At 70.3% G+C, this 15,299-nt stretch carries 14 protein-coding genes; 2 read left to right on the forward strand and 12 right to left on the reverse strand.

Annotation, left to right across the window (positions count from 1 at the left end; all coding sequences use genetic code 11):
- The gene (locus AQJ67_RS00335; RefSeq protein ID WP_062715857.1) at positions 1–609 is read right to left on the reverse strand and encodes a TetR/AcrR family transcriptional regulator; all 609 of its coding nucleotides are present in this window, start codon (positions 607–609) and stop codon (positions 1–3) included.
- Positions 610–716: 107 nt separating this feature from the next.
- Here AQJ67_RS00335 and AQJ67_RS00340 point away from each other — a divergent pair, with 107 nt between their 5' ends.
- Positions 717–2,240: a cytochrome P450 gene (locus AQJ67_RS00340; RefSeq protein WP_062715858.1), complete on the forward strand. Its 1,524-nt coding sequence runs from the start codon at positions 717–719 to the stop codon at positions 2,238–2,240.
- Here the strand turns inward: AQJ67_RS00340 and AQJ67_RS00345 are convergent.
- The 11 genes from AQJ67_RS00345 to AQJ67_RS00395 form a co-directional block, all read right to left on the reverse strand.
- Positions 2,202–3,032: a pentapeptide repeat-containing protein gene (locus AQJ67_RS00345; RefSeq protein WP_062716727.1), complete on the reverse strand. Its 831-nt coding sequence runs from the start codon at positions 3,030–3,032 to the stop codon at positions 2,202–2,204. The two genes, AQJ67_RS00340 and AQJ67_RS00345, sit on opposite strands and share 39 nt — an antisense overlap.
- Positions 3,033–3,105: 73 nt before the next feature.
- The gene (locus AQJ67_RS00350; RefSeq protein ID WP_062715859.1) at positions 3,106–3,999 is read right to left on the reverse strand and encodes a sigma-70 family RNA polymerase sigma factor; all 894 of its coding nucleotides are present in this window, start codon (positions 3,997–3,999) and stop codon (positions 3,106–3,108) included.
- Positions 3,996–4,739 carry a PIG-L deacetylase family protein gene (locus tag AQJ67_RS00355; protein WP_062715860.1) on the reverse strand — a complete coding sequence of 248 codons (744 nt, stop codon included), beginning with the start codon at positions 4,737–4,739 and terminating at the stop codon, positions 3,996–3,998. The genes AQJ67_RS00350 and AQJ67_RS00355 overlap by 4 nt, the downstream gene beginning before the upstream one ends.
- Before the next feature lie 28 nt (positions 4,740–4,767).
- Positions 4,768–6,069, reverse strand: a complete 1,302-nt coding sequence (locus AQJ67_RS00360) for an alpha/beta fold hydrolase (RefSeq protein WP_062715861.1) — start codon at positions 6,067–6,069, stop codon at positions 4,768–4,770.
- 102 nt (positions 6,070–6,171) lie between these two features.
- Entirely contained in the window at positions 6,172–7,197 is a 1,026-nt protein-coding gene (locus tag AQJ67_RS00365) for a LacI family DNA-binding transcriptional regulator (RefSeq protein ID WP_062715862.1), read from the reverse strand.
- An 85-nt stretch (positions 7,198–7,282) separates the two neighbouring features.
- Complete coding sequence (locus AQJ67_RS00370) at positions 7,283–8,713, reverse strand: BNR repeat-containing protein (protein WP_062715863.1); 1,431 nt, start codon at positions 8,711–8,713, stop codon at positions 7,283–7,285.
- A gap of 39 nt (positions 8,714–8,752) precedes the next feature.
- The gene (locus AQJ67_RS00375; RefSeq protein WP_062715864.1) at positions 8,753–9,073 is read right to left on the reverse strand and encodes an L-rhamnose mutarotase; all 321 of its coding nucleotides are present in this window, start codon (positions 9,071–9,073) and stop codon (positions 8,753–8,755) included.
- 17 nt (positions 9,074–9,090) lie between these two features.
- A complete protein-coding gene (rhaS, locus tag AQJ67_RS00380) occupies positions 9,091–10,173 on the reverse strand; it encodes a rhamnose ABC transporter substrate-binding protein (RefSeq protein WP_062715865.1) in 1,083 nt (360 codons plus the stop codon).
- A gap of 63 nt (positions 10,174–10,236) precedes the next feature.
- Positions 10,237–11,250: an ABC transporter permease gene (locus AQJ67_RS00385; protein ID WP_062715866.1), complete on the reverse strand. Its 1,014-nt coding sequence runs from the start codon at positions 11,248–11,250 to the stop codon at positions 10,237–10,239.
- Positions 11,243–12,283, reverse strand: a complete 1,041-nt coding sequence (locus AQJ67_RS00390) for an ABC transporter permease (RefSeq protein WP_062715867.1) — start codon at positions 12,281–12,283, stop codon at positions 11,243–11,245. Before AQJ67_RS00390 ends, AQJ67_RS00385 begins: the two co-directional genes overlap by 8 nt.
- Positions 12,280–13,797: a sugar ABC transporter ATP-binding protein gene (locus AQJ67_RS00395; RefSeq protein WP_062715868.1), complete on the reverse strand. Its 1,518-nt coding sequence runs from the start codon at positions 13,795–13,797 to the stop codon at positions 12,280–12,282. Before AQJ67_RS00395 ends, AQJ67_RS00390 begins: the two co-directional genes overlap by 4 nt.
- 294 nt (positions 13,798–14,091) lie before the next feature.
- On the opposite strand from AQJ67_RS00395, the gene rhaI reads away from it, so the two are divergent.
- On the forward strand, positions 14,092–15,252 hold the full coding sequence (gene rhaI / locus AQJ67_RS00400; protein ID WP_062715869.1) for an L-rhamnose isomerase: 1,161 nt from the start codon (positions 14,092–14,094) through the stop codon (positions 15,250–15,252).
- The last annotated feature ends 47 nt before the right edge of the window (positions 15,253–15,299 follow it).

Consider the following 15,299-nt stretch of genomic DNA (forward strand, 5'->3'; position numbering starts at 1 on the left):
TCAGGGTGTGATGACACCCAGCAGGGCCCGGGCGCACAGATCGCGCACCTGCTCCCGGGAGAGGTCCGCGCCCCGCAGCCACTCCAGGCAGACGGCAGTGGTGAACGCCAGCCAGCCCCGCACGGCGAGCCGGACGTCGAGCCGCTCCTCGAAGACAGGGCCGAACTCGGGGTCCGCCGCCATCGCCGCCAGAATCTGCTTCTCCTGCGCGGCCAGGGCGCGTTGGTAGACCTTGCGCACGGCCTGGTCGCCGGCCGCGTCGGCACGGTGGAAGGCGCGGTAGCCATGGGCGTGGGCCTCGACGTACTCCAGATACGTGTCGAGGCCCGCGGCGAGCTGCGCGCGGACCGGGACCCCGGGCACGGCGGCCGTCATCCGCAGCATGCGCTCGCTCTCCCGCTCGACGACCGCCGCGAAGAAGTCCCGCTTCGTCGGGAAGTAGTGATAGAGCAGCCCCCGCGAGACGCCGGCGATCTCGGCGACCTGCTCGATCCACACCTCGTCGTACGGACTCTCCGAAAACAGCCGCGCCCCGACGGTCAGGAGCTGTTCACGGCGCTCCTGGGTGCTGAGCCGGCGGCGTGTGCGCTCGCCCTGGTTCGCGGCCATGCCCGCACTTTACTTGACGTCGATTCAGCACCGGGATCAGACTGAACGCGTTATTGAACCCATGTACAACACGCTCAACCTGCCCATGCAGCAAGGGAGATCGCGTCATGACGGAGACGACGACGGCAGCCGGACTGCCGAAGGGGTTCCGCAGCGCCGAGCAGGGCTGGCCCGAGCTGTCCCGCATCCCGCATCCCCCGCGCCGGCTCCCCGTGCTCGGCGACGTGCTCGGTGCCAGCCGGACCAAGCCCTTGCAGGACTCGCTGCGCCATGCCCGCCGGCTCGGGCCGATCTTCCGGCGCAGGGTCTTCAACAGGGAGATCGTGTTCGTGGGGGGCGCCGCGCTGGCGGCCGACATGGCGGACGAGTCGCGGTTCGCCAAGCACGTTGGGCTCGGCGTCGCCAACCTGCGACCGGTCGTCGGGGACGGACTGTTCACCGCGTACAACCACGAGCCCAACTGGCAGCTGGCCCATGACGTCCTGGCGCCGGGGTTCAGCCGGGACGCGATGGCGGGCTACCACCCGATGATGCTCGCCGTGGCGGACCGGCTCATGGACCACTGGGACCGCGAAATGGCCGCGGGCCGGACAGTGGATGTGCCCGAGGACATGACCAAACTGACTCTGGAGACCATCGCGCGCACGGGGTTCGGGCATGACTTCGGCTCCTTCGAGCGGGCCCGGCCGCACCCCTTCGTGACAGCGATGGTGGGGACCCTCACCTACGCACAGCGGCTCAACACCGTGCCGTCGCCGTTCCTGCTACGGCGTGCCGCGCGCCGCAACGACCGGGACGTCGCGTACCTCAACCGCACGGTCGACGACCTGGTCCGCGCCCGTACGGCCGGCGGGGCGGGCGACGGCGACCTGCTGGACCGGATGCTGGAGACCGCCCATCCGGAGACGGGCGAGCGGCTGTCCGCCGAGAACGTCCGCCGCCAGGTGATCACCTTCCTGGTCGCCGGGCACGAGACGACGTCGGGGGCGCTCTCCTTCGCCCTGCACTACCTCTCCCGGCATCCCGACGTCGCCGCCCGCGCCCGCGCCGAGGTGGACCGGGTCTGGGGCGGCACGGCGGTGCCGGGCTACGACCAGGTGGCCAAGCTGCGGTACGTCCGCCGGGTCCTGGACGAGTCGCAGCGGCTGTGGCCGACGGTGCCGGCCTTCACGCGGGAGGCCCGCGAGGACACCGTGCTGGGCGGGGTCCATCCGATGCGCCGGGGCGGCTGGGCCCTGGTGCTCACGGCGATGCTGCACCGTGACCCCGAGGTGTGGGGCGCGGACGCCGACCGGTTCGAGCCGGACCGCTTCGATCCGCAGGCCGTACGGACACGTCCGCCGCACACCTTCAAGCCGTTCGGGACGGGGGCGCGGGCGTGCATCGGGCGCCAGTTCGCCTTGCACGAGGCCACGCTGGTGCTGGGACTGCTGCTGCGCCGCTACGACTTCAGGGGCGACCCGGCCTATCGGCTGCGGGTGACGGAGCGGCTGACGCTGATGCCGGAGGGACTGCGGCTGCGGCTGGAGCGGCGGGCGCCCGGCGCGGACCCTACGGCCCCTGTCCCGACCGGCACCGCCGAGGGCGCGGCGTCAGACGTCCGCTGTCCAGTGCACGGGGCGGCCGACTGAGGCGGGCAGCCGGGTGCCCGCGCTGCCCCGGGCCGCGTTGAGCTGGGGCTGGGTCAGGAAGAAGGCGCCGGTCAGGTCGGCGTCCGTGAGGTCGGTGTCGCGCAGGTCGGCGCCGATGAGGTCCGCCCCGCGCAGGTCGGCGCCGGTGAGGTCGGCGGCGATGAGGTAGGCGCCGCGCAGGTTCGCGCCGCGCAGGTCGGCGCCCCTGAGCCGGGCGCCCATCAGGTCCGCGCCCCGGCGGTTCTTCTTGCGGCCGCCGAATCCGGCCCGGGCCAGTTCGCTGGCCTTGAGCAGGAGGACGTTGACGTCCTGGCGGTGCGCGGCGACGTCGAGCGCCGCGAGCTCGTCCGGGGTCCCGCGGGTGAGTTCCTCGGTCCGGTCCAGGATCCGGCGCAGCTCGCCGCGGAGGGGGCGGGCGGCGGGCAGGGTGAGCGCCTCGGTGAGGTACCAGAGCAGTTCGTGGAGCTGGCGGACGACCGGGAAGACGTCGAACATCCGCCGGGCGTGCTCCCGGGAGCCCGTACGCCAGTCCTGGCCGCCGAAGGTGACCTGCGCGACCTTCTGGCCGGCACCGAAGCAGTCGTAGACGGTGCAGCCGGTGAAGCCGGTCTGCCGGAGCCGGTCGTGGATGCCGCACCGGTGGTCGTCGCGCAGGTTGTGGCAGGGCTTCCCGGCCGCCTTGTCGACCGCGAAGTCGGCGGACGCGGCGAAGGGCAGGGCCACACAGCACAGTCCGAAGCAGCTGGCGCAGTCGCCGCGCAGGTCGGCCCGGTCGAACATCTGATCTTGCATGCCGTTCAGCATACGGAACGGATGACGCACCGATGAGTGTCCTGCGCGGCGACCAGCCTTCCGGCCGCGTCCCTCAGCCGGTGAGGTCCGGCAGGTCGAGGGCGGCCAGCCGCTCGGGGTCGGCCAGGATGTACATCTCGGTGATCCGGCCGTCGACGACGGTGACGCCCATGACCGACTGGGGCCGGCCCTCGGGGGCGTTGAGGACCCCGACCGTGCCGTTGACGGACACGAGCTGCATGTACCGCGCGAACTGCCGGAAGAGCATCGCCTGTTCGGCGACCGGCTGCGCACCGCGCACCACCTTGGAGGCCGCCGCACCACCGACCAGCGGTCCGGAGTCGACCCGCAGCACGATGCCGGGGTCCAGGACCGCGAGCAGCGCCTCGAAGTCCCCCGCCCGGGAGGCGGCCATGAAGGCGTCGAGGACCTGGCGCTGTCTGCCGGGATCGGTCTCGGCCGACGGCGTGGCGCCCTTCACCCGGCGCCGGGCGCGGCTGGCGAGCTGCCGGGTGGCGGCCGAGGAGCGCTCCACGATCGGCGCGATGTCGTCGAACGGCACCGCGAACATGTCGTGCAGCACGAACGCGATCCGCTCGGCGGGCTCCAGGGCCTCCAGCACCACGAGCAGGGCCAGCCCCACCGAGTCGGCCTGCAGCACCTCCTGTTCCGGGTCGACCGTCGACAACGGCCTGATCACGGGGTCGGGGACGAAGGTGTCGTCCAGCGGCTCCTCGTGGCGGCGCGTGCGCGAGCGCAGCAGGTCCAGGCAGACCCGGCCGACCACCGTGGTCAGCCAGCCGCCGAGGTTCTCGATGTCGTGCGCGTCGCTGCGGCTCAGCTTCAGCCAGGCCTCCTGGACGGCGTCCTCCGCCTCGGCCAGTGAGCCCAGCATGCGGTAGGCGACGGCCTTGAGCCGGCCGCGGTGCTCCTGGAAGCGGTCCGCGAGGAGTTCTGTGTCGTTCACCGGCTGAACAGTTCGAACGCCACGGCCGGCTTTCCGCCGAACCGCTCCCCCGTCGCCGCGGCGTTCCCGGTGAGGAAACTCCGGGCGTACGTCTCCGGGTCCTCGTCCGTCAACACCTCGATGTAGGTGCGGTGTTCGAGCAGCGAGCGCACCCCGCGCTCCAGACCCGCCGTCGCGTCCACCGCGTGCGTGGGACTGCTGGAGCCGGCGACGGCGACCCAGCGGACGCCGTTCCAGGGTTCCAGGCCCTGCTCGCCGAGCTCCGGGAAGATCCAGCGGTTGCCCGCGTCGCCGGCCGCGTCCAGCGTGGCGCGGCCGACGGCCACATGGTCCGGGGTGTTCCAGGCGACGCCGCCCCAGGTGTCGCGGTGGTTGAGCGTGATCACCAGCTCGGGCCGGTGCCGGCGGATCGCGGCGGCGATGTCGCGGCGCAGGGCGAGGCCGTACTCGATCACGCCGTCCTCGTGGTCGAGGAACTCCACCGCCGACACCCCGACCACGGCGGCGCTGGCCCGCTGCTCGCGCTCCCGCAGCGGGCCGCACTTCGCGGGTTCCAGGGTGTCTATGCCGGCCTCGCCGCGGGTCGCGAGGACATAGGTGACCTCGCGGCCGGCGTCGGTCCAGGCGGCGATCGCCGCCGAGCAGCCGTACTCGAGGTCGTCCGGGTGGGCGACGACGGCGAGGGCGCGCTGCCAGTCGTCCGGCATGGGCTGGAGCTGAGTGATCGTCGGCTCGGTCATGCCCGCACACTAACCCTTCACACTGACATCACGCTTCGTCACGGGTGAGCGCGAGCAGCCGGTCCAGGACACGGGGGCCGCCGGCCCGTACGCCGTCGTGCTCGAACTCGTCGGTGACCCAGGTGCGCAAGCCCCGGATCGCGCGGGCGGTGGCGAGGGAGTGGGCGGTGTCGACGTACATGTCGTCGTGGTAGACGGCCGCCGCGACCGGCACCTCGTTGGCGGCGAGGCGCGCCGGGTCGTACAGGGGCGTCCAGTCGGTGCGGGCGGCGAGGAGTTCGGCGGTCTCGCGCAGCGGGCGCAGCGCCGGGTCGCAGTCGAACATCCAGGGGTGGATGGTCTCGCCGGTGAACAGCAGCGGCCCGTCGCCGGCGAGGGTCTTGGCCGCGTCGAACTGCGGGAACTCGGCGCGGACGCGCTCGGCGGACCAGGCGGTGGGGCGGGCGTCCTGGCCGTAGATGGCCTCGTGGACGAGGGCGTACAACGGGTGGCCGGCGTACGACAGCAGGCCCTGCGCCTCCTCCTGGAAGGCGTCCGAGAGGGCCGGGCCCCGCGGGGTGCGGACGAAGGCGTCCTCCAGCAGGTAGTGCAGACGGTGGCTGCCCTCGCTGCCGCCGAGGAGGATGCCGAGGGACTGGAAGGCCTCGGCGGTGAGGCGGTAGCCGTTCGGCAGGACCACGTCGTGTGCGAGGAGGTGGTCCGCGATACGGCGGGCGCGCTCGACGTCCTGCGGGTAGCGGGCGTAGTGCGCGGTGACCTTGCGCTCGATGCGCGGGTAGGCCGCGCGGTAGACGTCGTCGGCGTGCGCGTCGAGCGAGGGCAGGCCACCGGTGATGACGGCCGCCGTCAGGCCCTCGGGGGCGGTGGAAAGGTAGTTGACCGTGCAGAAGCCGCCGAAGCTCTGGCCGAGGACGGTCCAGGGGGCGCCGCCGGTCACGTCCCGGCGGATTGCCTCGCAGTCGCGGACGATCGAGTCGGCGCGGAAGTGCGTGAGGTGGTCGGCCTGTTCGGCGGGGCCGCCGCGCAGCGGGAGCGTCTGGCGGTTGGCGGGCGTGGAGTGGCCGGTGCCGCGCTGGTCGAGCAGCAGGACGCGGTACTCCTTCAGCGCGCGGCCGAGCCAGGCGCCCTTGCCGACGAAGCGGTTCGCGCCGAAGCCGGGGCCGCCCTGGAGGTAGACCAGCCACGGCAGGTCCTGGTGCGCCTTGTCGGTGGCGACGACCTCACGGGCGTAGAGCTCGATCGTCTCGCCCTTCGGGGCGTCGTGGTCGAGGGGCACGGTGAAGTGGCGATCGGTGAGGACGACGCCGGGCTGGCGGTAGCTGACGGTCAACAGGGCTCCCGGGACGGATGGTTTTTCGGGCCGCGTCCCAGTTCAGCACATGCTCGTCCGTCGACCGACCCCCAGGATCATGAAATCGTACTGAACGGCCGATCAGCGGGCGGCGAGGCTGGACCGTCGTACCACGAGCTCCGGCTGGAGGACGACCCTGCGGTGCTCGTGCCTCTTCGTGCCGGTCTCCTCCTCCGTCTCCTCCAGCAGCATCTCGGCCGCCAGGGTGCCCATGGTGACGGCGGGCTGCCGTACGGAGGTGAGGGGGACGGCCGCGGCGGCCGCGAACTCGATGTCGTCGTAGCCGACGATCGCGAGGTCGTCGGGGACCTTTATGCCGGCCGCGTACATGGCCTGGAGGACGCCGAGGGCGAGCAGGTCGTTGGCGCAGAAGACGGCGGTGGGGCGGTCGGCGAGGCCGAGGAGGCGGGCGCCGGCGTCCCGGCCGGCGGCGACGTCGAGCCGCTCGGTGGGCAGTTCACGCAGGACGTCGGGGCCGAGGCCGGCCTCCTCCAGTGCGTTCAGGGCGCCGGTGCGGCGGTCGCGGACCTGGTTGAGGCCGGGCGGGCCGCTGACGTAGGCGATGGAGCGGTGTCCGGCGTCGACGAGATGGCGAACGGCCAGCGCGCCGCCCGCGACGTCGTCGACGGAGACCGAGCATTCGGTGGTGCCCTCGGCGACGCGGTCGACGAGGACGAAGGGGATGTTGTGCCGCCGGAACGTCTCTATGTTGCGGCCCGTGGCGTCGGCCGGGGTCAGCAGCACGCCGCGTACCCGCTGCTCGGCGAAGAGCGACAGGTACTCGGCCTCTTCGCCGGCGCTCTGTGCGCTGTTGCAGACCATCACGCCGAGCCCGGCGTCGCGCGCGGTGCGTTCGGCGCCGCGCGCCACGTCGACGAAGAAGGGGTTGCCCATGTCGAGGACGAGCAGCCCCATGATCCTGCTGCGGCCCGCGCGCAGCTGGCGCGCGGACTCGCTGCGGACATAGCCCAGCCGGTCTATCGCGGACTGCACGCGCGCCCGGGTCTCGGTCGCGACCGCGTCCGGGCGGTTGATGACGTTCGAGACCGTACCGACGGAGACTCCGGCGGCGCGGGCGACGTCCTTGATACCCACCGACTGGGTCATCGGGCAGGGACCTCCAGGTAAGACTCGACAAGACGTGGGGCGGCGCGAAGGCACATTACCGTCATGCCGCCCACAACGGCTGTGGTCAGGCAGGAAGGCGGAAGTTGAGGTTGCGCAGCGCCGAGGGCGTCGTACCGCTGGACTTCTCCTGGTACATGATCGACAGGAAGTTGTCCTGTGCGATACGCGTCTCGTCGATCACGACCTCGCCGAAGGCGTTGAGTCCGGCGGTGACACCGTCGTACAGCACCGTCCAGTCCGTGTATCCGGAGGCCTTGGAGGCCCCGGCGATCCGGCAGAACGGGAAGATCGCGTACGCGTTGTCGTATTTGTCCAGGATCAGCTTGGTGCGCTGGCTGGAGTTCAGCGGGACCGGGATCTCGGTCTTCTGCCAGGTGCCGGAGGAGTTCTTGCGGACGTGGAAGGCGCGGCCGTTGGCGGTGCGGTCGGCGACGTAGTTGGTGGTGCACTGGCCGAAACGGCCCGGTACGTAGCTGATGATCGCGTGCGGCAGACCGGCGGAGTCCGTGAACTGGCTCTCCTGGTTCATCAGGGAGTGGTCCGCGTTGATCGCGTCGATCACCAGGCCGCTGTCGGTGACGGCGACCTTGTCGGAGCCGCCGGTTGTGCCGACCACGGCGCCGGCGTTGTTGCGCCAGGTGCGGCCGCGGTCGTCGGAGTAGACGTAGCCGGTGTCGTGGTTGGTGATGCCGCCGCCGTTGCACATCACGGCGCCGTTCTGCTCACGCCAGGTGAAGAACGAGTGCAGCCGGCCGTTCTTGTCGTAGTCGATGCCGTGCAGGTACATGTTGCGGGCGGTCGACGAGCCGTGCTCGCTGGTGTACGTGCCGGTGGAGCTCTGCCACTCCCCGAGGTTGGTCCACGAGGTGCCGTTGTACTCGGCGATCGCGTTGCGGCCGTTGCCCGAGATGCCGACGCGGTAGCTGAGCTGGAGCTTGCCGTCGGGCATCGAGATGAACTGCGGGTAGGTGAACTGCGAGGTGAGCGCGAGGCCGTCGAGGGTGGACTGCGGGGCGCCGAAGCGGCTGGTGTCCCAGCTGAGCCCGCCGGGGTTGTCCACCAGCCCGGCCACCGACTTGACGTAGGTGAAGCCGTCGCTGTGCGAGTCCATGTTGAGGTGGAGACGCCCGTCGACCTTCGAGATGCCCATCGAGATGACGTTGTGGGAGTCGTCCGCCTTGAGCGTGTGGCCGACCTTGACGGTGGACCAGGTGCTGGAGCCGAGCACGCGGCGGCCGACGACGGCGTTACGGTCGGCGGTGTACCAGACGGCGTACTGGTAGCCCTTGTAGCTCAGCAGGCCGTTCTTCTGGAAGGAGTTGTTGTTGACCAGGCCGTCGTACGACACGAAGAAGATGGCCTGGGTGTCGAGCGTGGTGGTGCCGGTCAGGGTGACCGAGGGCCCGGGGTCGGCGGCTCGGGCGATGCCCGAGGTGAGGGCGGGGGTCATCACGGCTCCAGCGAGGGCGGCGCCCAGCAGCGTACGTCTTTTCATCTCGGGGGACTCCGTTGTCGGCGAGGTACGGGGGAAGGGTCAGGCGAGGTGGAACACTTCCGTCAGGGGTTTCATGGCCTCGTCGGGCCGGGCGCCGTCCAGCGATTCGAAGAACGGCGCCATCTCCTTCTGCCAGCGGGCGTTGACCTCGGCGGCCTCCATGCCGGCCTGGGCGGCGGCGAAGTCCTCGGTCTCCAGGTAGCCGACCAGGAGGCCGTCCTCCCGCAGGAAGAGCGAGTAGTTGTGCCAGCCGGTGGCGGAGAGCGCCTGGAGCATCTCCGGCCACACGGCGGCGTGCCGCTCGCGGTACTCGTCCAAGCGGTCCTGACGGACCTTCAGCAGGAAGCACACGCGCTGCATCAACGACCCTCCGGGGTCTAGAAGTTGAACTGGTCGATGTTCTTGGCGTCGAAGACGGTCGGCTTGCCGAGGCTGATCACGCCGTCCTTGCCGATGGTGTACTCGCCCATCGAGCCGGCCTTGAAGGTCTCGCCCTCCTTGCCGGTGATCTGCCCGGAGGACAGGGCGACGGCGGTACGGGCGGCCAGCTCGCCGAGCTTCGACGGGTCCCACAGCTCGAACGCCTCGACGGTGCCGTTCTTGACGTACTTGCGCATGTCGTTCGGGGTGCCGAGGCCGGTCAGCTTGACCTTGCCCTTGTACTGGGAGCCCGACAGGTACTGGGCGGCGGCCTTGATGCCGACGGTGGTCGGGGAGATGATCCCCTTCAGGTTCGGGTACTCCTGGAGCAGGCCCTGGGTCTGCTGGAAGGACTTCTGGGCGTCGTCGTCACCGTAGGCGACCTTGACCAGCTTGATGTCCTTGTACTTGGGGTCCTTCAGCTCCTGCTTCATGATGTCGATCCAGATGTTCTGGTTCGTCGCCGTCTGCGCGGCGGACAGGATCGCGATCTCGCCCTTGTAGCCGATCTGCTTCGCCATCAGCTGCACCTCGGTGCGGCCGAGGTCATCGGCGGAGGCCTGCGAGACGAAGGCGTTACGGCAGTCGGGGGTGGTGTCGGAGTCGTAGGTGACGACCTTGATGCCGTTCTTCATGGCCTGCTTCAGCGCGGTACACAGGGCGCCCGGGTCCTGCGCGGAGACGGCCATCGCGTCGACCTGCTGCTGGGTGAGCGTGTTGACGTAGGAGACCTGGCCGGCGGTGTCGGTGGCGCTGGACGGGCCGACCTCCTTGTAGCTGGAGCCCAGCTCCTTCAGGGCCGCCTCGCCGCCCTTGTCGGCGGAGGTGAAGTAGGGGTTGTTGACCTGCTTGGGCAGGAAGCCGACGGTCAGGCCCTTCTTCAGCTCGGCGTTCGGGTCGGCCTTGCCACCGGTGGCGGCGGAGGCGCCCTCGCTCTTGACGTCCTCCTTGGTGGTGCCGCCGCAGGCGGTGAGGGCCAGGGCGAGGGATGTCGCGGCGGCGAGGCCGGCGGAGGCACGGCGGAGGGATGACTTGCGCATGGTGGGTTCCTTACGAGGGTGAACTGGCGTGGGCTTACGAGGTTGTCCGTGGGCGCGTTGGACCTACGAGGCCGGACTGGGCGCCTTGGACACCGGCGCTGAGGCGGCTCTACGCCCTGCCCTCGCGACGGAGATCTGACGTGCGACCCGGGGGCCGAGCACGGAGAGGACGAGCAGGACGCCGGTGACGACGATCTGCGACTGGGCGGAGACGTCCTGGAGGCTCATCACGTTCTGCAGGGCCCCCAGCAGGAACACCCCGGCGATGGCACCGCCCAACGTGCCCTTGCCGCCGTCGAAGTCGATGCCGCCGAGCAACACGGCTGCCACGACGGAGAGTTCAAGTCCCGTGGCGTTGTCGTAGCGGGCGCTGGCGTAGTGCAGGGCCCAGAAGATCCCGGTGAGGGAGGCCATCAGGCCCGTCACCGTGAACAGGATGAGCTTCTGCCGCTTGACGCGGATACCGGCGAACCGCGCGGCCTCCTCGCTGGCGCCGGTCGCGAAGATCGACCGACCGAACGGGGTGGCGTGCAGGGCGACCACCGCGATGGCGAGCAGGACCAGGAAGGGCAGGAAGGCGTACGGGATGAAGGTGTCGCCGATGCGTCCGGCCGCGAAGTCCAGGTACTGCGTCGGGAAGTCGGTCACCGCGTCGGAGCCGAGCACGATCTGGGCGATACCGCGGTAGGCGGCGAGGGTGCCGATGGTGACGGCGAGGGACGGCAGTCCCAGCCTGGTCACCAGCAGACCGTTGATCAGTCCGCACACCACACCGAGCACCAGGCAGATCGGGATGATCGTCTCGATCGTCATGCCCTGGTTCCACAGGGCGCCCATCACGGCGCCGGAGAGACCGGCGGTGGAGGCGACCGAGAGATCGATCTCGCCCGAGACGACCAGGAGCGTCATCGGCAGGGCGATCATCGCGATCGGAAGGGTGTTTCCGATCAGGAACGACAGGTTGAGAGCGTTTCCGAAACCGTCGACCGTTCCGAAGGACAGCAGGAGCACGACGATCAGAAGAGCGCCTACCACCGTGTCCCAGCGGATCGCTCGGCTCAGGGAGAAGTCAGCCATGGCGGGCGTTCCTCTTCTTCAGGGCGTTGGCCACGCGCAGGGCGACGATCCGGTCGACCGCGATGGCGAGGATGAGCAGGATGCCGTTGATGGCGAGGACCCAGACGGAGCTGACGCCGAGGGCGGGCAGCACGCTGTTGATGGAGGTCAGCAGCAGCGCGCCGAGGGCCGCGCCGTAGACGCTGCCGGAGCCGCCGGTGAAGACGACGCCGCCGACGACGACCGCGCTGACGACGGTGAGTTCGTAGCCGTTGCCGGTGCCGGAGTCGACGTTGCCGAACCGGGCCAGGTACATGGCGCCCGCGAGTCCGGCCAGCGCACCGCAGAAGGTGTAGGCGGCGAGGATCCGCTTGCGGACGGGGATGCCGGCGAGGCGGGCGGCCTCGGGGTTGGAGCCGAGGGCGTACAGCTCGCGGCCGCTGCCGTAGTGCTTGAGGTAGTACGCGGTGGCCACCAGGACGACGACGGCGATCAGCGCCAGCCACGGCACCGCGGAGATGCCGCCGGAGCCGAAGTCGACGAAGCCGTCCGGGAGGTCGGCCGCGGTGATCTGGCGGGAGCCGACCCAGATGGAGTCGATGCCGCGGATGATGTAGAGCGTGCCGAGGGTGACGACGAGCGCGGGCACCTGGCCGAGGCTGACGAGCAGGCCGTTCAGCAGGCCGAAGGCGACACCCATGAGGATCGCCAGCAGCACGGCGACCACCGGGTTGCCGCCGCCCTGGAGGTACGTGCCGGCGGCGAAGGCGCTGATGCCGAGGGTGGAGCCGACGGAGAGGTCGACGTTCCTGGTGATCACCACCAGGGACTGGCCCGTGGCGACCAGGACCAGGATCGTCGCGTTCAGCAGCAGGTCCTTGATGCCCTGTTCGGTGAGGAACTGGCTGTTGCCGAGCTGGGTGACGACGATCATGACCACGAAGACGGCCAGGATGGCGAGTTCGCGCATCTTGAAGACGCGGTCGACGAGGCGGGTGCCGCTGGACTTGGGCACGTCGGTGACAGGGGCCTCGTGGGGAGTGGTCACCGTCATGCGGCGGCCCTCCCGGTTGCTGCGGCCATCACGGTTTCCTCGGTGGCTTCGGAGCGGGGGATCTCGGCGGTCAGGCGGCCCTCGTGCATCACGAGCACGCGGTCGGCCATGCCGAGGATCTCGGGCAGGTCGGAGGAGATCATCAGGACGGCGACGCCGTCGGCGGCCAGCTCGCTGAGCAGCCGGTGCACCTCGGCCTTGGTGCCGACGTCGATGCCGCGGGTGGGCTCGTCGACGATCAGCACCCGCGGGCCGGTGGCGAGCCACTTGGCGAGGACGACCTTCTGCTGGTTTCCGCCGGACAGGGTGTTCACCGTGTCGGCGATCCGCGCGTACTTGACCTGGAGCTTGACGGCCCAGTCGAGGGAGCGGCTGCGTTCGGCGCCGCGGTCCATCAGGCCGGCCTTGACGGTCGTGCGCAGGCCGGTGAGGCCGATGTTGCGCTCGATGGACATGTCCATCACCAGGCCCTGTGCGCGCCGGTCCTCGGGGACCAGGGCGAGACCGGAGGCCATGGCGGTGGAGGGGGCGCCGCTGGTGAGCTTGCGCCCGTCGACCTCGACCTCACCGGCGTCCCAGCGGTCGATGCCGAACACGGCCCGCGCGACCTCGGTACGGCCGGCGCCGACCAGTCCGGCGAGGCCGACGATCTCGCCGCGCCGCACGTCGAAGGAGACGTCGGTGAAGACGCCCTCGCGGGTCAGCCGGCGCACGCTCAGGGCGACCTCGCCCGGCTGCACGTCCTGCTTGGGGTAGAGCTCGTCGAGGTCCCGGCCGACCATCCGGCGTACGAGGTCGTCCTCGGTCATGCCGTCCAGCGGCTCGCTGGCGATCCAGGCGCCGTCCCGCAGGGTGGTGACCCGCTTGCAGATCTGGAAGATCTCCTCCAGCCGGTGCGAGATGAACAGGACGGCGGCGCCCTGCTCGCGCAGGGTGCGGACGACTCCGAAGAGGCGGGCGACCTCGCTGCCGGTGAGGGCGGCGGTCGGCTCGTCCATGATCAGGACGCGGGCGTCGAAGGAGAGCGCCTTGGCGATCTCGACGATCTGCTGGTCGGCGATGGACAGGCCGCGCGCGGGGCGGTCGGGGTCGAGTTCGACGCCGAGGCGCTGCATCAGGGCCAGGGTCGCCTCGTGGGTGGCCCGGTGGTCGATCCGGCCGAGCGCGCGCCGGGGGCGGCGGCTCATGAAGATGTTCTCGGCGATCGACAGGTCGGGGAAGAGGGTCGGCTCCTGGTAGATCACGGCGATGCCGGCGTCGCGGGCGTCACCGGGGCCGTGGAAGACGACCGGTTCACCGTCGAGCAGCACTTGGCCGGCGTCCGGCCTGTGCACTCCGGCGAGCGTCTTGATGAGGGTCGACTTGCCCGCGCCGTTCTCTCCGGCGAGGGCGTGCACCTCCCCGGGAAACAGCTCCAGGGAGACGTCCCGCAGGGCGCGGACCGCGCCGAAGGACTTCGAGATGTCCCTGAGCGCCAGAACCGGGGCCGGACCCGTGGTGGACGGGTGGGTCATGGGGGCTCCTCGACGACGCCGGCGGGACGGCCCTCTCGGCGTCGTGAAAGGTTTCAACTTGGTTGCCGGGACGTTAGGCATGGACGACATGTCACGTCAATGGGTTTGTGTCGAAAATATTTCGATGATCGAAGGTCACGGGCGAGTCACGGGGAAATGACCTGGGCCGCAGGGGTTGACACTCCCGCGGGGCGGCTCATACGTTCCCGTCTTGAATCGTTTCACAGCGAAGCGGTTCGGACGCTCGCCGTCCGCCACCTTCCGACTTCCGTCCCGACGTCACAGGAGCCCTCAGTGACCGAGCTCGCCGCGGTGAAGGCCGCACTCAAGACCCAGGCAGTCGAAACGCCGTCGTGGGCGTACGGGAACTCGGGGACGCGGTTCAAGGTGTTCGCCCAGCAGGGCGTGCCGCGGACACCGCGGGAGAAGCTCGAGGACGCGGCCCAGGTGCACGCGTTCACGGGTGTCGCGCCGACCGTCGCCCTGCACATCCCCTGGGACAAGGTCGACGACTACGCGGCGCTGGCCAAGTTCGCCGAAGAGCGCGGCGTGAAGCTGGGCGCGATCAACTCCAACACCTTCCAGGACGACGACTACAAGCTGGGCAGCATCTGCCATCCGGACGCGGCGGTGCGGCGCAAGGCCGTCGATCATCTGCTGGAGTGCGTCGACATCATGGACGCGACGGGCTCCAGCGATCTGAAGCTGTGGTTCGCCGACGGTACGAACTATCCCGGGCAGGACGACCTGCGGGCGCGGCAGGACCGGCTGGCCGAGGGCCTCTCCGAGGTGTACGCGCGGCTCGGGGACGGGCAGCGGATGCTGCTGGAGTACAAGTTCTTCGAGCCGGCCTTCTACTCGACGGACGTCCCCGACTGGGGGACGGCGTACGCGCACTGTCTGAAGCTCGGGGAGAAGGCGCAGGTCGTGGTCGACACCGGGCACCATGCGCCGGGGACCAACATCGAGTTCATCGTCGCCACGCTGCTGCGGGAGGGGAAGCTCGGAGGGTTCGACTTCAACTCGCGGTTCTACGCGGACGACGACCTGATGGTGGGGGCGGCTGACCCGTTCCAGTTGTTCCGGATCATGTACGAGGTCGTGCGCGGGGGTGGGTTCTCGCCCGAGGTCGCGTTCATGCTCGACCAGTGCCACAACATCGAGGCGAAGATTCCGGCGATCATCCGGTCCGTGATGAATGTGCAGGAGGCCACGGCGAAGGCACTGCTGGTCGACCGGGAGGCGTTGGCCGCCGCCCAGGCCTCGGGGGACGTGCTGGAGGCCAATGCCGTGCTGATGGACGCGTACAACACGGATGTGCGGCCGCTGCTCGCCGAGGTTCGGGGCGAGATGGGGCTTGACGCGGATCCCATGGGCGCGTACCGCCGGTCCGGGTGGGCCGAGAAGATCGTGGCCGAGCGGGTTGGCGGGGACCAGGCCGGGTGGGGGGCGTGAGCGACCGCCCCGATCTGTCGTCCGCGGGCCGCGGGCCGGATGTGGCT

Origin of the sequence: Streptomyces caeruleatus, from assembly GCF_001514235.1 — a bacterium.
Classification (GTDB): Bacteria; Actinomycetota; Actinomycetes; order Streptomycetales; family Streptomycetaceae; genus Streptomyces; species Streptomyces caeruleatus.